Here is an 18,719-nt window from a genome sequence, read left to right on the forward strand (position 1 = left end):
GGAATGGGGTTCTCGCGAGGGTCGACACTAGCGGAGACCGGAAACTGGATAAAATCACAGCTCTTATGGCCCGTTACGACGAACACGACCAGGCACGGTGGGTGCCGGAACCTCCCGGCAACCCGGAGCGCAGCGCGTTCGAACGCGACCGCGCCAGGGTCCTGCACAGCTCCGCGCTGCGCAGGCTGGCCGCGAAGACGCAGGTCGTGGGGCCCGGCGAGACCCTTGGCGGCGGCCAGCACATCCCGCGCACCCGGCTCACCCACTCGCTCGAATGCGCCCAGGTCGGCCGGGAGATGGGCGCGACGCTCGGCGTCGACCCCGACCTGGTGGAGACCGCCTGCCTGGCGCACGATCTGGGCCATCCGCCGTTCGGTCACAACGGCGAGGTGGCGCTCAACCAGCTGTCCACCTCGTGCGGCGGCTTCGAGGGCAACGCGCAGAGCCTGCGCCTGCTCACCCGGCTGGAGGCCAAGGTCCTCACCGAGGACGGCCGCAGCGCCGGGCTCAACCTCACCAGGGCCGCGCTCGACGCCTCCATCAAATATCCGTGGACCTGCGATAAATCGCCGAAGTTCGGGGTCTACGACGACGACCTGCCGGTCTTCGAGTGGATCAGGGACGGCGCCCCCGACGGCCGGGTGAGCTTCGAGGCGCAGATCATGGACTGGGCCGACGACGTCGCCTACTCCGTCCACGACCTGGAGGACGCGCTGCACTCCGGCCACGTGACGCCCGAGGCGCTCCTGTCGGCCACCGAGCGCCGCGCGGTCTGTGAGATCGCCCGCACCTGGTACGCGCCCAGCGCCGACCTCGGCGAGCTCGAGGCCGTCTTCGCCGCGCTGATCGCCACCCCGCTCTGGCCGCGCCGCTTCGAGGCCACCTTCGCCGACCTGGCCGGGCTCAAAGCGCTGACGAGCGGCCTCATCGGCCGTTTCTGCCGCTCCGCCCAGACCGCCACCAAGGACGCGTACGCCTCGCGGCACCGCGCGGAGCTCGTCGTCCCGCCTGCAACCCGGCTGGAGTGCGCGATCCTCAAGGGCATCACCGCCCACTACGTGATGACCACCGACGACCACCACGCCAACCAGGCCAGGCAGCGCGATCTCATCACCGAGCTGGCCTCCCTGATCACGCTCGGCGCGCCCGCCACCCTGGAGCCCGCCTTCCGGCCCACCTACCTCGGCGCGCCCGACAACGCCGCCCGTGTCCGGGTGGTCATCGACCAGATCGCCTCTCTCACCGACACGTCCGCCATCGCCTGGCACAAGCGTCTTTCCCGATGACCCCCGGCGGGCGGATACTGCGGCCATGGCTACATATGTGATCGTCGGCGCGGGACTGGCGGGGGCCAAGGCGGCGCAGACGTTGCGGGAAGAGGGCTCCGACGACGAGATCGTGCTGATCGGCGCGGAGTCCGAACGCCCCTACGAGAGACCGCCCTTGTCGAAGGAATACCTGCTGGGCAAGAGCGAGCGGGAGAAGATCTTCGTCCACGGCGCCGGCTGGTACGCCGACAACGGCGTGGACCTCAGGACCGGCCTGCGGGTCACGCGGCTGGAGCTCGGCCAGCACGCGGTCCGGCTCTCCGACGGCTCGCGCCAGCCGTACCACAAACTGCTGATCGCGACGGGGGCGAGGCCGCGGCGCCTGCCCGGACCGGGCCTCTGCCTGCGCACGGTCGAGGACAGCGAAGCGCTCAAGGCGCGCCTCGCCGACGCCGAGCGGGTGATCGTGGTCGGCGCGGGCTGGATCGGGCTGGAGACCGCCGCGGCCGCCCGCAAGGCCGGCTGTGAGGTCACGATCGTCGAACCCGACCCCACGCCGCTGTATCGGCCGCTCGGGGCCGAACTCGGCGAGGTCTTCGCCGGGCTGCACCGGCGCAACGGCGTCGACCTGCGCACCGGCACCGGCGCCGCGGAGATCACCGAGACCGGCGTGCGGCTCAGCTCCGGCGAGCGCCTGACCGCCGACCTCGTCATCGTCGGCATCGGCGCGGAGCCCGAGGTAGGGCTGGCCCGGGACGCCGGACTGGAGGTCGGCAGCGGCATCCTCACGGACGCCGCCCTGCGCACCTCGCATCCCGACGTGTTCGCCGCGGGCGACGTCGCCGAGTCCTTCCATCCCCTGTACGGCCGGCGCATCCGGGTCGAGCACTGGGCCAACGCGCTGAACGGCGGCCCCGCCGCGGCCAGGTCCATGCTGGGCCAGGAGGTCTCCTACGACCGCGTGCCGTACTTCTATACCGACCAGTACGACCTGGGCATGGAGTTCTCCGGCGACATCCAGGGCTACGACGAGGTCGTCTACCGGGGTTCGGTCCCCGACCTGGAGTTCGTCGCCTACTGGCTGCGGGAGGGCAAGGTCGTCGCCGGCATGAACGTCAACGTCTGGGACGTCGTCAGCGAGATCCAGCAGCTCATCCGCTCCGGAGTGACCGTCGACCCGAAGGAGCTCACGTCGGATCGACGATGATCACCGTAGGAGTCGGCGTGGCGTGGGTCTTCTTTTTCTTCTTCTTGGGCTCCACCACCTTCTTCGACGCGCACTGAACGGCGCACGGCGGCGTCTCGCCCAGCCGGCCGCGCATCTTCAGCGTCTCCTTCTTCGGCGACAGCGTCTTGTTGCCGGACTGCCAGGCGTCGAGGTAGTCCCAGGGGTTCACCATGCCCCGGCGCACCCACCAGTAGGCGGGGCCGGTCTTCCAGGAGATCGCGAAGTAGAGGTTGGTGGCGGTGTTGAGGGCGTTGCCCGAGTTGCCGACCCGGCCGAGCATCTGTCCGACCTTCACCCGTACGCCCGGCTTGAGGCCGTCGGCCACGGCGTCGAGATGGCCGCCGAGGTAGCGGACGCCGTCGTCGCCGATGATCGTGACGAAGCGGCCCTCGCGGGCGGCGCCCACGTCGGTGGTAGGCGACCACTTGTTCACGGTGTTGACCTCGTCGACCACGCCGTCCACCGGCGCCACGAACGCGCAGCCCTTGCCCGCCCAGATCACCGTCTTCGGCAGCACGAGCAGCTGGCGCTGGTAGGTCGTCCGGCAGCCCTGGACGGGGAAGGCGTAGGTGTACTTGGACAGCTTCGGCGGCGGGATCTTGACCGGGTCCTCAGCCTTGGGCGGCGTCTCGGCGGACTGGGGATCGGCGGTCGGTGTCTGCGAAGGGATGGTGGCGGTGACCGCCGGACTGGCGCTCGCCGTGGGCGTGGCCGGTGACTGCGCGCTGACGCCCGCCACTCCGGTGGCTTGTGGCGAGCAGGCGCTCGCCAGCAGTGCGGCGCCCGCTAAAGCCACCCAACGTCCGAGATGCCCCGCTCGCATGATCTCCACCCGTGTCGACGTGTCCACCGCAAACATTTACCTTTGTAGCCGACCAGGGAAGTGCTCCCGACAGATTTCCGCCTTTCGCGACGCGACGGTGACATCCTCTTACCGCCAGGTCACCGTCACCTCACGGAGGGCAGTCATGAGCCCGGGTGGGGACGGTTGTCGTAGCTCAGGAATAGACTCACCGGCGTGGCTGGCAGGATCCGTGACGTCGATATCGCGCTCGTTCGTGAGCGATCGCCCATTGCCGATGTGATCGGCGAACACATCCAGTTGCGCAACGCGGGCGGCGGCAACCTCAAGGGGTTGTGCCCGTTCCATGACGAGAAGAGCCCGTCCTTCAACGTCACGCCCGAGCGCGGCATGTATTTCTGCTTCGGCTGCACCGAGGGCGGCGACGTCATCACGTTCGTCGAGAAGATCGAGCACCTGACGTTCGGCGAGGCGGTCGAGCGGCTGGCCCAGCGTGCCGGGATCCAGCTCCAATACGACCAGGGCGGCTACGTGCCGCGGCGCGACCACGGCGAGCGGGCCCGGCTGATCGAGGCGCACAAGGCCGCCGCCGAGTTCTACGCCGACAAGCTGCTCGGCCCGGAGGCCGCGCCCGGCCGGCGGTTCCTGTCGGAGCGGGGGTTCGAGCGGGCCGACGCCGAGATGTTCGGCGTGGGTTACGCGCCCAACGAATGGGAGGGGCTGACGCGGCATCTCCTGGGGCGCGGCTTCACCGCCGACGAGATCGTCAAGGGCGGGCTGGCCAAGGAGGGTCGGCGCGGGCCGATGGACCGCTTCCGCGGGCGGCTGATCTGGCCGATCCGCGACGCGACAGGCGACGTGATCGGGTTCGGGGCCCGCAAGCTGCTCGACTCCGACGACGGCCCGAAATACCTCAACACCCCCGACTCCCCGCTCTACAAGAAGAGCCAGGTGCTCTACGGCATCGACCTGGCCAAGCGGGAGATCTCCAAGCGGTCCCAGGCGGTCATCGTCGAGGGCTACACCGACGTCATGTCCTGCCACCTGGCCGGGGTGCCGACGGCGGTCGCCACCTGCGGCACGTCGTTCGGCGAGGAGCACATCAAGATCCTGCGTCGCTTCCTGCTCGACCAGGCGGAGTTCCGCGGCGAGGTGATCTTCACCTTCGACGGCGACGCGGCCGGGCAGAAGGCGGCGCTCCGGGCGTTCGCCGACGAGCAGAAGTTCGTCACCCAGACCTACGTGGCCGTGCAGCCCGACGGGCTCGACCCCTGCGACCTGCGCGTCAAGCAGGGTGACGCGGCCGTGCGCGACCTGATCGCCAGCCGCGAGCCGCTGTTCCAGTTCGCCATCCGCAGCACGATCTCCCGCTACGACCTGCGCAGCAACGAGGGCAAGATCGCCGCGCTCGACGCGGCGGCGCCGATCGTGGCCGGGATCAAGGACGTCGGCCTGCGCAAGCGCTACGCGATCGACCTCGACCGGTGGCTCGGCTTCATGGACGAGCGGTTCGTCATGCAGCGCATCGCCGAGGTCGGCGGCGCCCAGCAGGGCCGCCCGCGGCGGGCGCCGCAGGCCGCGCCCGTCGATCCCAACGTGCGGGTCGAGGGCGAGCTGCTCAAGCTGGCCATCCAGCGGCCCGCGCTGCTCGGTCCCCGCTTCGACGCGCTCGACCCGCGGGCGTTCACCGCGCCCGACCACGTGCTGGTGCATCAGGTGATCACCGCGGCGGGCGGCGCCGCGTCGGCGGGCCACGGCGGCCGCGAGTGGGTCGACCGGCTGCTGGAGCAGTGCCACGACGACGTGACGCGGGCGCTGGTGACCCGGTTCGCGGTCGAGGCGATCCGGGCCGACTCCCACACCGAGGAGCGCTACGGGGCGGCCATGCTGGCGGCGATCGAGGCCATCGCGGTCGACCGGGCGATCGCTCAGGTCAAGTCGCGCATCCAGCGGCTCAACCCGGTGGATGAGCAGCAGGACTACAACCGGCTGTTCGGCGAGCTGGTGGCGCTGGAGCAGCAGCGCAGAGTGCTCCGGGACCGAGCCGCGGGCAGCTGAGGGGTTGGGGGACGCTTCACGGGCAACCGCGGCAGCCGGCTCAGAGTTTCGGCGGGCCCGTGCGCACCCGCTTTGACGGAGCCCACCGGCGGATGGCGAGCCGCGAATGGCCCGTGTAACGGCTCGTTCGAGAGTTGCCGAGCACAAGATGTCGGGAACTTGTTGAATCCAGATGGCCGTGGCGAAATCCTTCACCAGCCGTGCGAGACAGCGGTGTCAGAAGGCATCCGGGCAGGCTGCGCCTGGTGTCCGGCGACAACCCCGCCCCGGACACTCCTTACTCGACCGCGTAATTGACTTTACTTTCCTGATCAAACTGCCGCTAAACCTTTAAGCGATCTCATTTTGGTAAGGGCCACGGCCTTACCTTCGGTTACAAAAATGGGTCTGCCATTTTACGGAACCAATACTGCAGACTGTGTCCCGTGGGTGCATCGGTACTGCCAAGTGGACCGCCATCCGTAGATCAAGTGGCGGACCTCGTCGCGAAGGGAAGGGAGCGCGGAAGCGTAACCGTCGATGACGTCGCAGCCGCGCTTGACCGCTCAGAGTTGCCGTCCGACGCGTTGGAACGCGTCGTGCGGATGCTCGCGGAGAACGGCGTGGAGGTTCTCGAACCCCAGGGAGAGGAAGAGACCACCCGCGCCGACGAGGAAGACGTAGGCAAGCGGGCGCCGACCAGCGATCTAGTCCGTATCTACCTGCGGGAGATCGGCCGGGTACCGCTGCTGACAGCCGAAGAGGAGGTGGAGCTCGCCAAGTCGATCGAAGCCGGTCTGTTCGCCGAGGACAAGCTGGCCAGCGGAGTATCACGTCTGGCCTTTCCCGAGTTCAGGGAGCTCGTCTGGCAGGGCACGCGGGCGAAACAGCGACTCATCGAGGCGAATCTCAGGCTCGTCGTCTCGATCGCCAAACGTTATGTGGGCCGTGGAATGCTCTTCCTCGATCTCATCCAGGAAGGCAACCTCGGGCTCATCCGCGCGGTGGAGAAGTTCGACTACACCAAGGGATACAAGTTCTCCACTTACGCCACCTGGTGGATCCGGCAGGCGATCACCCGTGCGATAGCCGACCAAGCGCGCACCATTCGCATTCCGGTACACATGGTGGAGACGATCAACAAGCTCGTCAGAGTGCAGCGGCAGCTCCACCAGGACCTCGGCCGTGAGCCCGCGCCCGAGGAGATCGCCAAGGAGATGGATCTCCCGGTCGATCGCGTGGTGGAGATCCAGCGCATCGCCCAGGAGCCGGTGTCACTGCAGTCGCCGATCGGTGAGGAAGACTCCGACCTCGGCGACTTCATCGAGGACGCCGACGCGGTCGTGCCCATGGAGGCGGCGGCCTTCATCATGCTGCAGGACCAGCTCGACGACATCCTGGCGACGCTGTCGGACCGTGAGCAGCGCATCATCCAGCTCCGCTTCGGCCTGGCCGACGGGCATCCGCGCACGCTGGAGGAGGTGGGCAGGGAATTCGGCGTCACCCGGGAGCGCATCCGGCAGATCGAGTCGAAGACGCTGGCCAAGCTCCGCCACCCGACCAGGGCGCAGATGCTGCGCGACTATCTGGATTGACTCGCGGCTGGATTGACTCGCGGCGAAGAACGGCGGGCCCGGGGTTCTCCCCGGGCCCGCCGTCGTTCTCCAGACTTTCAGGAACAGCCCTCGAACTGCGGGACCGCGATGGTGCTGAGGTTCAGGCCGGCCTTGCCGAACCACTTGTGCAGCAACTTCGAGGCCGTCCCGTCCTGGTACATGGTGGTGATGGCTCGGTTGACCGCCTCGCACCCCGCGACGTCGCCCTTGTGCATGCCGACCCCGGTCCGCTGCTCGTTGAACTGGGCGTTGACCAGCCGCAGCCCGCTGCCGTCCTGGACGGCCAGGCCGGCCAGGATGACGTCGTTGGTGGTGATCGCGTCCAGCCGGCGGTCCTTGAGCGCCGCCAGGCAGGCCGCGTAGTCGTCCACCGGCACCACCTCCGCGGCCACCTTGCGCTCCTCCAGGACCCGCTGGGTCGCGTTCGAGCCCTTCACCTGGCAGATCCTGCGGCCCTTGAGGTCACGGACGTTCTTGATCGACGGCTCGTCCGGCCGTACCAGGATGTCCTGGTAGGAGATGTGGTACGGCCCGGCGAACAGGACCTTCGCCTTGCGGTCCTGGCTGATCGTGTACGTCGCCAGCACGAGGTCGGCCTTGCCGTTGAGCAGGACCTTCTCCCGGTCGGATGCCAGCACCGGGATGAAGGTGAAGTCCTTGCCGAGCTTCTGGGCGATGTAGCGGGCCACGTCCACGTCGAAGCCCTCGAAGCTGCCGTCGGACTTGCGCACGCCGACCGACGGCAGGTCGGGACGGACCCCGATGACGATCGTGTCCTTGTCCATGATCGACTCCTGGCCGCCCATGCCGCACGCCCCGGCCAGCAGCGCGGTCAGGACCAGCACCGCCGGTAGCAGCCGCTTCATCGGTACTCCTTGAGCCGTGGCCACACCCCGGCGATGACCAGCAGGCCGAGGCCGCCGATCGCGAACGGGAGCAGCCGCCACAGATTGTCCAGCGCGCTCTCGCCGGCGTCCGTGGCCCGCTTGAACACCGCCTCATGCTGCTCGGCGAGCTTCAGCAGCGCCTGGTCGTAGGCATCGAAGGACTCGCGCACCGTCCCCAGCCTCGCCGACACGGCCTGGCTGGCCTGGCCGCTGGCCGCCAGCGCGCGGAACTTGGCGTCGGCGTCCTGGAAGCGCGTGTACGCCTCGAGCGCCCGCTCGCCGTCGTCCCCGCCGAGCTCGGTGCCCAGCAGGCCGAGGAAGTTCTTGGCGCCCTGCGCCACCTTGGCCTGGTAGGTGTCGAGGTTCCCGGCCTCCAGGTAGATCACCGACTGGGACTTGTCGAGGAAGGTGTGCTCGTAGGTGTCGGCCCGCCCCTTGTCGAGCAGGAACCGGCTCTGGTCGCCGTGCAGGCTGTTGCTGATCGCGCGGGCTCTGGCCAGGGTGAGCACCGAGTCGAAGCCGTCGGCCTTGGCGGTGCGCAGCTCTTGCGCGTCCCGGCCAAGCACGTTCACCCCGGCGAGCAGCGCGACGACGGTCACGACGGTCGCCGCAAGCAGCGCCGGCCCGAACACTCGGCGAAAGCGCCGTGCCAGGAAGACCTGCAGCCAGACCAGGCAGGCCAGGGCCAGCAGCCCGGCCACGATCACCGCGAACCGTACGATCGGCACCATGACGCTCTTCTCGTCATAGGTGCTCCGCACGATCGTGCCGCTCTCCAGCGTCAGGTTGTAGGCCTGGGGGAGCAGGACCAGCCGCATCAGGTCGGTGGCCTGCCGATACACCTCGACCACCTTCTGCGGCGGCGGCCCCGCCGCGTGACCGGACTGGGTGTCGAGCAGCAGCGCCTGCCCGGCCAGCCGCTCGTAGCGGCCGAGGCCGTCGAGCACGGACTGGACGGTCTGCCGCTCGGCGGGATTGTCGCCGGACAGCTCGAACGCCTTCAGCAGCGCCTGGTTGGCCTCGGAGCGCCGCCGCTCGTACTGGGCGATGGCGGCCTGGCGCTGCCGGGCGTACTCCTTGCCCATCAGCAGCGCGTCGGCGACCTGCGCGTCCATGTCGCTCAGCCCGAGATACAGGCCGGCGGTGGCGACGACCTGCGGGCCCGCGTCGCGGCCGATCACCGTCAGCCCGTCGCGCGCGCTCACACTCCCGGCCGCCAGCGCGGCGAAGAGCAGCGCCAGGGAGGCCACGGTGATGCCGGAGATGACCCGGATCCTCCCCGGCACACTCCGGCGCGCCGGAGCCCCTGGCGGAGCCAGGCCGACCTGGCCGGGCGGCCTGGCCTGGACGATGGTCATGGTCCCCCCTCGCGGATCGTGACAGCGGTCGTGACAGCGTTCATGACGATCCTCTCGCCGGTCATGGCGGCCCTCTCGCCGGTCACGGGGTGCCTTCGCGGATCGTGATGACGGTCCAGGCGCCGACGTGGATGCGGTCGCCCGCGCCCACCCGAACCGGCACGTTGACCGCGACCGGCCTGCCGTTGACCTGGGTGCCGTTGGAGGAGCCCGGGTCGACGAGCGTCCAGGAGCCGTCGTGCCCGGCGAGCAGCACGGCGTGCAGATGGGACACGCCAGGGTCCTCGGGCGGCCCGGTCAAGTCGATCTCCGGCCGCAGGTCGCGGCCCCGGCTGCGGCGGCCGATGCGTACCTGCTCGCCGGACAGCGCGAAGGACCGTTCGGGGCAGTACGGCGGGAAGGCGACGGCGTCGGCATCGGGGCCGCCCTCGGCGATCACCTTCTCGTAGTAGGCGCGGTCGGCGGCGGTGACCGCCTCCCAGCGCGCTCCGGCCATCGGCGGCGCCATGGTGGGCGCGGCGCCCGAGTAGTCGTGGCCGCACACCTCGCAGAACTGCCCGGCACGCGGCGTCTGGCAGACGGGACAGTCTTCCACCGCGGCGCCGGAGCCGACGCCGGCCGGCGCGGCGGACGAGGTGACCGGTGGCGGTGAGGCGGCCAGCTGGAGGCCGCAGACGTCGCAGTATTCGTCGTCGCCCGACGTGTGGCCCTGGGGGCAGGTCGCCATCAGCTGCCCTCCCCGTTCTTGCGCAGCTTGCTGGTACGCACCGAGCCGGTGTCGAGCTCGATCGCGTCGGCCTTGTCGACGTTCTTGCGCAGCCGGGCGGTGCCGGAGGCCGGATCCACCTCGACGACCTTGTCGAGCAGGCGGGCCGTGTCCTCGCGTCCCGAGTCGGCGGCGAGCTGTTTGGCCTTGGCCAGGCGGGCCGTCGCCTTCTCGACGTCGCCGGCCGCGCGGGCGCTCAGCCCGTCCTGGATCAGCTCGTGCAGCTCGGCCTGGCCGGTGTAGTGGGCGACCTTGCCGTTGATCCGGGTGGACTGGGCCAGGTCGTCGGTCCACTGGGCGAGCACGTTGCCGCTGGCGAAGACCTCCTGGGTGTCGGGACGGAGCAGTTTCACCCAGCCCGCGCGGATCTCGCTGCCGATCTGGCCGGGCGGCACCTCGACGCACAGGTGGTACTCGCGGTCCTCGGTGCCCCACGAGCCGGTCGGGTAGTCGCCGGTCAGCGGGTTGACGTCGGTGCGCTTGCCGGTCAGGTCGAGCAGCGTCGGGGAGACCTGCTTGACCCACTTGAGCGTCGCCGTCTGCGGCACCCACACCCGCATCACCAGCTCGGCCACGGTCTTGCTCATCGAGGTCTGGGTGAGGTTGCGGAAGAAGTCGGCCAGGTCGCCCTGGTTGCGGACGAAGTCAAACGTACCCAGCAGCGCCTCGGCGACCTTGCGCAGCTCGGCGGGCACCCAGTCGTCGCCGACGCCGAGGCTGTCGCAGACGAACGCGCCCTCGCAGCGGGCCAGCGCGTCGGCGAACACGTTGTCGCGCTCGTTGTTCTGGCCGTCGGTCATCAGGATGGCGTGCTTGATCGCGTTCGGGTGGGCCGACAGCAGCTGGGCCGCCAGTTGCAGCCACTGGCCGATCGAGGTGCCGCCGCCGGCGGAGAGCTTGCCGATGGCCCGCTGCGCCTCGGCCCGGGTGGCCGCACTGGCCCTGACCAGCTGGGGGCCGTTCGGGTAGACGACACGGGCCCGGTCGGTCCCGGCGATGACCGCGAAGTGCACGCCGTCGCGCAGGGTCTGCACGGCCGTCGCGGCGGCCGCCCGGGCCTCCCTGATCTTGCCGCCGCTCATCGACCCGGACGTGTCGATGATGATCACTTCCGCGGCCTCGGCCGGGGTGGCGGACTGGGTGGTCACCGTGCCGGTGGAGTTGATCGTGAGGATGGCGTGCACCTCGCGCCCGTCGATCGGGAGGTACTTGTTCTGGTCGATGTGCAGGGTGAAAGTGGGCTGGTCACCCATGTGCGTCTCCTAGAGGGATCAGGACGATGGTCACGTTGTCTTGCCCGCCGGAGTCGAGCGCGTGTCGCAGCATCGCGCGGGCCATGTCCAGAGGGCTGCCGGTGGAAGGGAAGGTGTAGCCGTCGAGGTAGCGCCACAGGCCGTCGCTGCACACGAGCAGCAGGCCCGGGGTCTCCGGCTCCAGTACGCGGACGTGCGGGCGCACGTCGCCGTAGTCGGCGCCGAGCCAGGCGGTGATCTCACCCGTCGGCGCGGCGTCGTCCTCGGTCAACTGGGTGCCGACGATCTGACCGGTCACGGCGGACCGGATTTCGGCCGCCGGAAGAACCCCGACCGGCCGGGTGTCGACGCTCGCCTCGGCCTCGACCGGCCAGGCATCGGTGGGAAGGCCGGTATCGACCTGCCCGGTATCGGCCCGCTGGGTGTCGGCGGGAGGGTCGGTCGCGACCGGTTGGGTGTCGGCGGACGGGTTGGTTCTGGTCGGCCGGGGGCCGGTGGACAGCCAGTACGCGCGGGAGTCCCCCGCCCAGGCGAGCGTGATCCGGCCACCCTCGACCACGGCCGAGACATAGGTGCAGGCAGGGGCGTCGTCCACCGAGGTGGCCAGCTTGCCCACGGCCCGGCTGGCCAGGCCGAACGCCTCCTCGGTGGAGACACCCCTGGCCAGGGCGGCGCAGGCCGTCTCCACCGCGGCCGCCGACGCCTCGTCGGCGCGCGGCGAGCTGCCCACGCCGTCGCAGACGACGACCACCGTCTGCGTGCCCGTGGACAGCAGCGCCATGGCGTCCTCGTTGCGGCTGCGGCGCAGGCCCTTGTCGGTCACGCCCGCCGTACCGCCGTCGAGTTCGAGCTCCGCGTGGTCGCGGCTGGTGGGCTGGCGCACGCCGCAGCGCTCGCAGTAGCCCTCCGCGTCGACGGCGGGGGCGCCGCAGGACGTACAGGCAGGTGCACCGAGTGGATGCCCGCACGCCTCGCAGAAGGAGTCGCCGGCGAACACAGGGGTCTCGCAGACCGGGCACCGGACGTCCGCCTTCGGAGCGGCGGTGTCGTCCATCACACCCACGTCCGGGGCCGGACCGCGTTGGCCTGGTCGACGAGGGCCTGGCGCTCCTGGCGGGAGCTCGCGGCCACGGCCAGGCGGCGGAAGATGCCCTCCAGCCGCTTGCGTACGCCGGGTTCGGTGAACTCGGCGCCCGCCAGCTTCAGGCCGCCCGGTGGTTTGCCGGCGTCGAGCCAGGTCAGCGCGCTCTCCAGGAGCTCGGCGGTGAGCAGTTCGCGGCGGCGCGGGTCGAGGTCGGTGAGGTCGTCGAGGCGGTCGGCCGCGGCCGACAGCTCGTTCGGCTTGCCCGGGTCGGCCGCCCCCGTCGCTCTGGCCACCGCGGCCACGACCGCGAGCTGCGCGGCCACCCGGTGGCTGGACGTGGTCGGCACCTCGTCGAGCACCGCGATCCGGCCCGCCCTGGCCAGCCCGAACGCGGCGCTCACGTAGGAGCGGTCGGTACGCCACACGCTCTCGTACCAGCGGACCGGGTCGCCGTTCATGCACTCCAGCGCGAACGCCAGCCCCAGCTTGGGCGCGCACTCGCCGGGCAGCAGCGAGAAGCACTCGTCGAAGATCGGCGCCGCCCGGTCGGCGTGACCCGAGGCCAGCAGGTGGACCGCCCGGTACCAGGTCACCCGCCAGTCGCCGGGCAGCGTCCGCCCCGCCTCGTCCAGCGCGGAGAGCGCCTGGTCCGAGCCCTGCTCGGCGAGCAGCCGGGCCTTGGTCAGCAGCGTCTCGGGTGTCCGCGCCATCCCCTCGACCTGGCTGACCAGCACGTCGGGATCGCGGCCGACCAGGCCCGCCAGCGCGCCCGCCGCCGGGTCGGCGGGGTCGGCCAGCGGCACCGGCAGCGCGGCCGCCGCCTCCAGCGGGTCGAGCCCGGCGAACACCCGCCCGCGGTCGGCGGCCAGCGCCGCCCCCGCCGCGAGCCGCTCGGGCCCGAACAGCGCGGACTGCGCCGGGTACGGCACCCCCTCCGCCAGCGCGCTGATCTCGCGCAGCACGCCGACGAGCTGTTCCTCCATCTCCTCGGCGCTCTGGAACCTGGCGGCGGGATCGGGGGCGGTCGCCCGGCGCAGCAACCGCGCGAACGACTCGTTGCCGCAGTCCGCCGGCAGCGGGTTCTCCACCCCGCCCTTGGCCGGGCTGAACGACGGGATGGTCAGCACCGCCAGCGTCCTGGCCACCGTGTACAGGTCGGAGGCGACGGACGAGGGCTGGGTCTCCAGCTCGGGCGCGTGGTAGCCGACCGTGGCCCAGGAGGTGCCCGGCGGCGAGCCGACGCGCTGGACCGCGCCCAGGTCGATGAGCTTGAGCCGATTGCCGACCCTGATCACGTTGGCCGGCTTGAGGTCGCAGTAGACCAGGTCGTGCTGGTGCAGGTAGCCGAACGCGCGCAGGATCTCCCGTCCGTACATGAGCGTCTCGCGCAGCGGCAGCGGTCCCTGGCGGCGCAGCTCGTGCAGCGACTGGCCGCCGACGTACTCCATGACGATGTAGCCGAGGCCGCCGGAGCGCTGGAAGTTGATGATCTTGACGATGTTCGGGTGGTCGACCGTGGTGAGGAACTTCCGCTCGGCCTCCGCCGCCGCCAGCGCCTCGGCGTCGGCGGTGTTCAGCAGGCCCTTGAGCACCACCCAGCGGCCGTCGAGGTTCTCGTCGGCGGCCAGGTAGATCCAGCCGAGGCCGCCGTGCGCCAGGCAGCCCAGCACCCGGTACTGCATGGCCACCAAGTCGTCCTTGGCCAGCTTGGGGGTGAAGGAGAACGAGGTACGGCAGTGCGGGCAGAAGCCGTCGGGCAGCCCGGCGCGCCCCTGCCTGGAGCGGCCGACCGGCTCGCCGCACGCCGGGTTGGCGCAGAACCGCTTCTCCTCGGGCACCATGGGATTGGCCATGATCGCGGTGGCCGGATCCCGATAGGGCACCGACGGCAGGTCGGCGAGCTCGCCCAGCACGCCCGGCCGCGACCGGCCACTGCTCAGCGGGCCGGTCATCTGCCTGCTCACCGGCCGGGTGTCAGGGGAGTCCGAGGGGCTCGACGCCGTCGCCGGGGTCGAGGCCGCGGCGGGCGCGGCGGACGCCGCCGCGTGGCCGCACAGGTCGCAGTAGCCATCTTCGATCGTGCCCGTACAGCCTGGCTGGGCGCATCGGGTCATCGGCCACCTCCGTGGATCGCACGCTGATACAGGTCGACGGCTTGTGCCGCCTTCGTCAGATCGCAGGGAGCGCTCCACAGCAGCAGCCGCGCCCGCTCGTACAGCTCAGTCGCGTCCGGGTCCTCCGCCAGGCCCTTGCGCACCGCCATCGCCTGGCACGCGCCGAGCCGCCCGCGTAGCTCGTCACGCCTGCCGAGCAGCCCCATCAGCGCCGTCGCCGTGGCCTGTGCCTGCTGGGCGGCCTGCTGGGCGCCCTGCTCCAGGGCCGTCAGCCGCCCGGCCCGGTCGAGCCAGGTGCCGGGCGCGGCGTCGAGCGCGTCCAGCTCGCCGGCCAGCGCGTCCACCTTGCTCCGCGGCTGTGCCTGCGGCGGCAGGGCTATCTTCACCACGACCCTGCCGTGGGCCACCCTGGCCTCGCTCTCGGCCGCGCGTACCCGGTCCAGCGCGGCCACCAGCTCCTCGCGCCGTCTGCCGTACTCCTGGCTGACCTGGAGCGCGCGTTCCAGGTCCGCGCGGGTGCTCGCCAGGAGACGCGTGACGCGCTCCAGCTCGTGCTCCGGCGGCGCCGAGCCGAGCGGGTCTTCGAGTACGGCGGTCCGCATCCGCCGCAGATCGGTCTCCGTCTGGGTCAGGTCAAGGGTCTCGCCGAGCTGCCGCCGCAGGTCGCCGACCGCGCGCAGCTCGGCGTCGGCGGCGTCGAGGCGGGGCAACGCCGCGGACCAGACCGTGTCGATCTCCGTCAGTACGTCCGTGGCCTGCTGGAAGGCCGCGTCCATTCGGGCGACGGTTTCGTCCAGGGTGAGCCGCTCGTCCGCCTGGGGGAGCAGGGACCGTTCTTCGACGGGCTTGGCGGCGGCCTTCAGCACCACCGAGCGGCCCGACAGCAGCTCGGTCACGGTGGCGAGCTGCTCCGCGCCGAGGCGGCCGCGGGCGCCCTTGACCTGCTCGGCCGCGCGTAACACCCCCCGATAGGTGTCGTAAAGCGCCCACAGTGCGGCGATGGCGCCCTGCGCGGTGGCCCAGCGGGTCTGGGTCGGGCCGCGCAAGGAGGCGCCCTTGAGTAACTGGTAGGTGGTGTGGGCTTCAAGATCGAGCAGGTCGCCGGAGATGCGGTCGCGCTCGTCGGCTCGGGCGCGCAGTGCGTACTCCGCACCCTCCCTGCTCATGGGTGGTCCCAGACTCATCACGCTCCCCGTGATACGGGCCCCCGAGCCCCGTTGTCTACCGGCTAAACGGCGAAACCGACCGGTTGGTTCCGAGAGTAGGGGAGACCCTGACTTGTCCCTGATTCAACCCTGCCTCACCTGCAATCCGCTTGAACGATCTCGTAACGTCAGAGACATGGGACGCATACTTCTCGCAATCCTGGCGATCATCGCCGTGTTCATCCTCATCGGCCCCCTCGTGGGCTTCGTCTTCACGCTGATCAAGTGGGGACTCATCATCGGAGCCGTGGCCTTCGGCATCATGCTCGTCTCCAAGTGGGCCCGGACGTAGCTTCCTTCGCGATAGCTTCCTTCGGCATAGCGGCGCATAGTGGGTTGATGGAGGCGCGGCCCGCGGTCGACGACGCCGCGCTCGGGCGCGAGGCACTGTCCGTGCTCGAGGCGAACTGGACGGGAACCTCCACCGTTCCCGCTCCAGGTCTCTACCCGCACCAGTGGAGCTGGGACTCGGCGTTCGTGGTGATCGGCCTGGCCAGGCACCGGCCTGACCGGGCTCGTGCCGAGCTGCTCAGTTTGCTGGCCGGGCAGTGGGCGACCGGCATGGTGCCGCACATCGTCTTCCACACCCCCGAGGCGTACTTCCCGGGCCCTTCGGTCTGGCGCTCACAGGACCACGACGCCGCGCCGCGCGTGCTCACCTCGGGTCTCACCTCGCCGCCGCTGCACGCGCTGGCCCTGTGGTGGCTCTACCGGCACACCGGGGACGCCGACTTCGTCAGACGGGCGTTTCCGGCGCTGGCCGCCCAGCACGCCTACCTGGCCGCCGCGCGCGACCTGGGCGGCTCGGGGCTCGCCGCCATCGTGCACCCCTGGGAGTCGGGCATGGACGACAGCCCGGCCTGGGATCAGCCGCTCGCCGCGCTGCCCGAGATCAGGTACGGCTACCGCACCGTCGAACTCGACGAGCGCCACCCCGACAGCGACCACGACCGCTACGTCTGGCTGGCGCTGCGCTACCGCAACGCCGGCTACCGCGCCGAATACCTGCGCGACGAGCACCCGTTCGCCATCGAGGACCCCATGTTCAACGGGATCTGGCTCGCCTCCTGCCAGGCCATGGCCGAGCTGGCGCCGCTGGCCCGCGCCGACCCGGTGCCCCACGCCGAGCAGGCCCAGCGCATCAGGACGGCACTTCTCGACCGCCTGTGGGACGGTTGCTTCTACGCCCGCGACCTAAGGACCGACCGGTTGATCCGGGTCTGCACGGTTGGCGGCTTCGGCCCGCTGCTCGACCCCGAGCTGCCCAGCGATCGCGTCCACGCGGCCGTCGAGATACTCGAATCGGCCAGGTTCATGGGCGCCACGGGCTATCCGGTGCCCAGCTGCGAGATCCGCGCCGCCCAGTTCGACCGCACCCGCTACTGGCGCGGCCCGTCCTGGGTGAACACCAACTGGCTGCTGCGCCGGGCGGCCGACGTCCACGCGCTCGGCTCGCTCGGCCGGCAACTCGCCAACGGCACGCTCCGCCTGGTCAGGCAGGCGGGGTTCCGCGAGTGCTTCGACCCGTTCGACGGCAGCGGCCGGGGGTGCCGGGACTTCTCCTGGAGTGCCGCGCTCACCCTCGACCTGCTCGCCGATAGCGTGAAGGAATGAGTTTCCTTCGCCGCCTGCCCGCCGACGTCCGCAAGGCCCTGGTCACCGAGCCGGGGGAGCGGGTGCTGACCTTCGCCGCCACCGGCGACGGGCACGTGGTGGCCACCAATCTGGCGCTGCACCTGCCCGGCGGGCTCCGCGTGCCGTACGAGACGATCGACCGGGCCGCCTGGGACGAGGAGGGGCTGAACATCCTCACCATGTCCGGCGAGCGGCACCGCGTGGAGCTGCCGGAGCCGCGGCTGTTGCCCGAGACGGTCCGGGAGCGGGTCAACGCCACCATCGTGGTGAACAAGCACGTGGACCTGCCCGGCCGTGGCGGGGTACGACTGGTGGCCAGGCGCCCGCCCGGCGGTGAGGTGCTGGGGTGGACCCTCGTCTTCGACGACGGCCTCGATCCGAACGACCCGGGCGTACGCGCACAGGCCGAACAGGCTCTTGAGGGCGTACGGCGCAGCATGGGGGTCTGAGGAGCCGGATCGCGCGGGCGGCATGAGTTCGGCCGCCCGGCAGACGGCGGGGCATGCGTGCGCGCCGGGCTTGCGAGTGGGGTGGGACCCCGGGCTTGTGAATGCGGTGGCACGCGAGCGCCCCGGGCATGAGCGGTGGTTCGTCCTGCGCTCATGCCCGGGGCCCAGCGTTGCCCGCGTCTAGTTCCGCTAGTTCCGCGGCAAGTTCCGCGTCAGTGCGGAATGCCGGTTTGGTCGGTCTTCTTCTGGCCGGCCTGCTCGACCTCTTCGCCGGGCCAGCCGGTGCCGGTGTCGTGGTGGTCGTGGCCGTTGAGGAACGGGATCCGATGTTGGAGCGTGTCCCCCACCTTCGACTTGGCCACTCCGGCCGCCTTCGACAGCTGGGCGCCCATCACGCCCGCGGTCTCCTGGAACCTGGGGCTGTCGGCAACGCGTTGGGCGGCCCGTTTGATCTGCTCATACCGTTCGCGGCCGGCCCGGCTGCCCAGGACATAGCCGACGGCGAGACCAATGGCGAATGTCATCCGATAACGCATATTGCACCTCCGCTGTCTCCGGGCCTACCCGAATGACGATGCGACACGCACTCCTCGAGTGCGCTAATCTATTCCTGCGCCCAGGGGAGCGGCCCGCAAGGCCCGCCGATCAGCGCGAACGTTCGATCCCGCGTAGCTCAACGGCAGAGCAGCCGGCTGTTAACCGGCAGGTTATAGGTTCGAGTCCTATCGCGGGAGCAAGGCTGAACCCCCCTTCCCGGGTCTTCGGGGAGGGGGGTTTCTTGTTGCGGCTAGACCGTGGTGTCCCGCTTGCCGGTCAGCACTCCGTAGAGCGCCCAGCCGAGGCCGAGGAGGACGCCGCCGATCCCGGCGACCAGGCCGATGGCGCCGCTGCCGAGGAGGGCCAGAATGGCGATCAGCGCGGCGAAGACGAGCGACAGGGCGAGCATGACCGTGCGGTAGATGTGCTTGTTCATGACCATGACGATCACGGTTCCGGCGTCGCCGGGGTATCCACCGA

At 70.5% G+C, this 18,719-nt stretch carries 17 protein-coding genes and 1 tRNA gene; 8 read left to right on the forward strand and 10 right to left on the reverse strand.

The genetic code is table 11. The annotated features are described in order from the left end of the window. Positions 1-65: 65 nt before the first annotated feature. Together AB0J16_RS07945 and AB0J16_RS07950 are read left to right on the forward strand one after the other, a co-directional pair. Complete coding sequence (locus AB0J16_RS07945; RefSeq protein WP_358535813.1) at positions 66-1,286, forward strand: deoxyguanosinetriphosphate triphosphohydrolase; 1,221 nt, start codon at positions 66-68, stop codon at positions 1,284-1,286. Between the two features lie 25 nt (positions 1,287-1,311). Then, positions 1,312-2,475 carry an FAD-dependent oxidoreductase gene (locus AB0J16_RS07950; RefSeq protein WP_358535815.1) on the forward strand — a complete coding sequence of 388 codons (1,164 nt, stop codon included), beginning with the start codon at positions 1,312-1,314 and terminating at the stop codon, positions 2,473-2,475. Here the strand turns inward: AB0J16_RS07950 and AB0J16_RS07955 are convergent. Continuing rightward, positions 2,456-3,292, reverse strand: a complete 837-nt coding sequence (locus AB0J16_RS07955) for a peptidoglycan DD-metalloendopeptidase family protein (protein WP_358535817.1) — start codon at positions 3,290-3,292, stop codon at positions 2,456-2,458. The genes AB0J16_RS07950 and AB0J16_RS07955 overlap by 20 nt on opposite strands. A gap of 222 nt (positions 3,293-3,514) precedes the next feature. Between AB0J16_RS07955 and dnaG the strand changes: the two genes are divergently transcribed. Continuing rightward, positions 3,515-5,356, forward strand: a complete 1,842-nt coding sequence (dnaG, locus tag AB0J16_RS07960; protein WP_357947658.1) for a DNA primase — start codon at positions 3,515-3,517, stop codon at positions 5,354-5,356. Positions 5,357-5,826: 470 nt separating this feature from the next. Further along, the gene (gene rpoD, locus AB0J16_RS07965; protein ID WP_214638280.1) at positions 5,827-6,930 is read left to right on the forward strand and encodes an RNA polymerase sigma factor RpoD; all 1,104 of its coding nucleotides are present in this window, start codon (positions 5,827-5,829) and stop codon (positions 6,928-6,930) included. Positions 6,931-7,007: 77 nt separating this feature from the next. Here the strand turns inward: rpoD and AB0J16_RS07970 are convergent, their stop codons facing one another. From AB0J16_RS07970 to AB0J16_RS08000, 7 genes are all read right to left on the reverse strand, one after another. Continuing rightward, positions 7,008-7,817 carry a transporter substrate-binding domain-containing protein gene (locus tag AB0J16_RS07970; RefSeq protein WP_358535819.1) on the reverse strand — a complete coding sequence of 270 codons (810 nt, stop codon included), beginning with the start codon at positions 7,815-7,817 and terminating at the stop codon, positions 7,008-7,010. Then, positions 7,814-9,196 carry a hypothetical protein gene (locus AB0J16_RS07975; protein WP_358535821.1) on the reverse strand — a complete coding sequence of 461 codons (1,383 nt, stop codon included), beginning with the start codon at positions 9,194-9,196 and terminating at the stop codon, positions 7,814-7,816. The genes AB0J16_RS07970 and AB0J16_RS07975 overlap by 4 nt, the downstream gene beginning before the upstream one ends. Positions 9,197-9,278: 82 nt before the next feature. Next, the gene (locus AB0J16_RS07980) at positions 9,279-9,923 is read right to left on the reverse strand and encodes an FHA domain-containing protein (RefSeq protein WP_358535823.1); all 645 of its coding nucleotides are present in this window, start codon (positions 9,921-9,923) and stop codon (positions 9,279-9,281) included. Beyond that, a complete protein-coding gene (locus AB0J16_RS07985; RefSeq protein ID WP_358535826.1) occupies positions 9,923-11,215 on the reverse strand; it encodes a VWA domain-containing protein in 1,293 nt (430 codons plus the stop codon). The genes AB0J16_RS07980 and AB0J16_RS07985 overlap by 1 nt, the downstream gene beginning before the upstream one ends. Beyond that, positions 11,208-12,269 (reverse strand): protein phosphatase 2C domain-containing protein, encoded by a 1,062-nt coding sequence (locus AB0J16_RS07990; protein WP_358535828.1) that lies wholly within the window; start codon positions 12,267-12,269, stop codon positions 11,208-11,210. The genes AB0J16_RS07985 and AB0J16_RS07990 overlap by 8 nt, the downstream gene beginning before the upstream one ends. Continuing rightward, entirely contained in the window at positions 12,269-14,413 is a 2,145-nt protein-coding gene (locus AB0J16_RS07995) for a tetratricopeptide repeat protein (protein WP_358535830.1), read from the reverse strand. Before AB0J16_RS07995 ends, AB0J16_RS07990 begins: the two co-directional genes overlap by 1 nt. Next, complete coding sequence (locus AB0J16_RS08000; RefSeq protein WP_358535832.1) at positions 14,410-15,579, reverse strand: hypothetical protein; 1,170 nt, start codon at positions 15,577-15,579, stop codon at positions 14,410-14,412. Before AB0J16_RS08000 ends, AB0J16_RS07995 begins: the two co-directional genes overlap by 4 nt. 175 nt (positions 15,580-15,754) lie before the next feature. On the opposite strand from AB0J16_RS08000, the gene AB0J16_RS08005 reads away from it, so the two are divergent. The 3 genes from AB0J16_RS08005 to AB0J16_RS08015 are packed head-to-tail and all read left to right on the forward strand — an operon-like array spanning position 15,755 to position 17,702. Continuing rightward, positions 15,755-15,910, forward strand: a complete 156-nt coding sequence (locus AB0J16_RS08005) for a hypothetical protein (protein ID WP_357947682.1) — start codon at positions 15,755-15,757, stop codon at positions 15,908-15,910. 47 nt (positions 15,911-15,957) lie between these two features. Beyond that, a complete protein-coding gene (locus tag AB0J16_RS08010) occupies positions 15,958-17,232 on the forward strand; it encodes a hypothetical protein (protein ID WP_358535834.1) in 1,275 nt (424 codons plus the stop codon). Beyond that, a complete protein-coding gene (locus AB0J16_RS08015; protein WP_358535836.1) occupies positions 17,229-17,702 on the forward strand; it encodes a hypothetical protein in 474 nt (157 codons plus the stop codon). Before AB0J16_RS08010 ends, AB0J16_RS08015 begins: the two co-directional genes overlap by 4 nt. Before the next feature lie 212 nt (positions 17,703-17,914). On the opposite strand, the gene AB0J16_RS08020 is transcribed toward AB0J16_RS08015, so the two are convergent. Then, positions 17,915-18,238, reverse strand: coding sequence for a YtxH domain-containing protein (locus tag AB0J16_RS08020; RefSeq protein WP_357947691.1), 324 nt, complete (start codon positions 18,236-18,238; stop codon positions 17,915-17,917). A gap of 126 nt (positions 18,239-18,364) precedes the next feature. Here AB0J16_RS08020 and AB0J16_RS08025 point away from each other — a divergent pair. Beyond that, positions 18,365-18,436, forward strand: a tRNA-Asn gene (locus AB0J16_RS08025). A gap of 53 nt (positions 18,437-18,489) precedes the next feature. Here AB0J16_RS08025 and AB0J16_RS08030 read toward each other — a convergent pair. Next, positions 18,490-18,675 (reverse strand): hypothetical protein, encoded by a 186-nt coding sequence (locus tag AB0J16_RS08030; protein ID WP_358535838.1) that lies wholly within the window; start codon positions 18,673-18,675, stop codon positions 18,490-18,492. Positions 18,676-18,719: the final 44 nt, after the last annotated feature.

Origin of the sequence: Nonomuraea sp. NPDC049750 (assembly GCF_040659625.1) — a bacterium.
Taxonomy (GTDB): Bacteria; Actinomycetota; Actinomycetes; order Streptosporangiales; family Streptosporangiaceae; genus Nonomuraea.

Excerpts from the sequence above, each read along its gene's own strand:
- AB0J16_RS08010 (WP_358535834.1), top strand. The coding sequence starts at position 15,958 with ATGGAGGCGCGGCCCGCGGTCGACGACGCCGCGCTCGGGCGCGAGGCA.
- AB0J16_RS07970 (WP_358535819.1), bottom strand. The coding sequence starts at position 7,817 with ATGAAGCGGCTGCTACCGGCGGTGCTGGTCCTGACCGCGCTGCTGGCC.
- AB0J16_RS07980 (WP_358535823.1), bottom strand. The coding sequence starts at position 9,923 with ATGGCGACCTGCCCCCAGGGCCACACGTCGGGCGACGACGAATACTGC.
- AB0J16_RS08015 (WP_358535836.1), top strand. The coding sequence starts at position 17,229 with ATGAGTTTCCTTCGCCGCCTGCCCGCCGACGTCCGCAAGGCCCTGGTC.
- AB0J16_RS07990 (WP_358535828.1), bottom strand. The coding sequence starts at position 12,269 with ATGGACGACACCGCCGCTCCGAAGGCGGACGTCCGGTGCCCGGTCTGC.
- AB0J16_RS08020 (WP_357947691.1), bottom strand. The coding sequence starts at position 18,238 with ATGCGTTATCGGATGACATTCGCCATTGGTCTCGCCGTCGGCTATGTC.
- AB0J16_RS07985 (WP_358535826.1), bottom strand. The coding sequence starts at position 11,215 with ATGGGTGACCAGCCCACTTTCACCCTGCACATCGACCAGAACAAGTAC.
- AB0J16_RS07945 (WP_358535813.1), top strand. The coding sequence starts at position 66 with ATGGCCCGTTACGACGAACACGACCAGGCACGGTGGGTGCCGGAACCT.
- AB0J16_RS07975 (WP_358535821.1), bottom strand. The coding sequence starts at position 9,196 with ATGACCATCGTCCAGGCCAGGCCGCCCGGCCAGGTCGGCCTGGCTCCG.
- AB0J16_RS07995 (WP_358535830.1), bottom strand. The coding sequence starts at position 14,413 with ATGACCCGATGCGCCCAGCCAGGCTGTACGGGCACGATCGAAGATGGC.
- AB0J16_RS08030 (WP_358535838.1), bottom strand. The coding sequence starts at position 18,675 with ATGAACAAGCACATCTACCGCACGGTCATGCTCGCCCTGTCGCTCGTC.
- AB0J16_RS07950 (WP_358535815.1), top strand. The coding sequence starts at position 1,312 with ATGGCTACATATGTGATCGTCGGCGCGGGACTGGCGGGGGCCAAGGCG.
- AB0J16_RS08000 (WP_358535832.1), bottom strand. The coding sequence starts at position 15,579 with ATGAGCAGGGAGGGTGCGGAGTACGCACTGCGCGCCCGAGCCGACGAG.
- AB0J16_RS08005 (WP_357947682.1), top strand. The coding sequence starts at position 15,755 with ATGGGACGCATACTTCTCGCAATCCTGGCGATCATCGCCGTGTTCATC.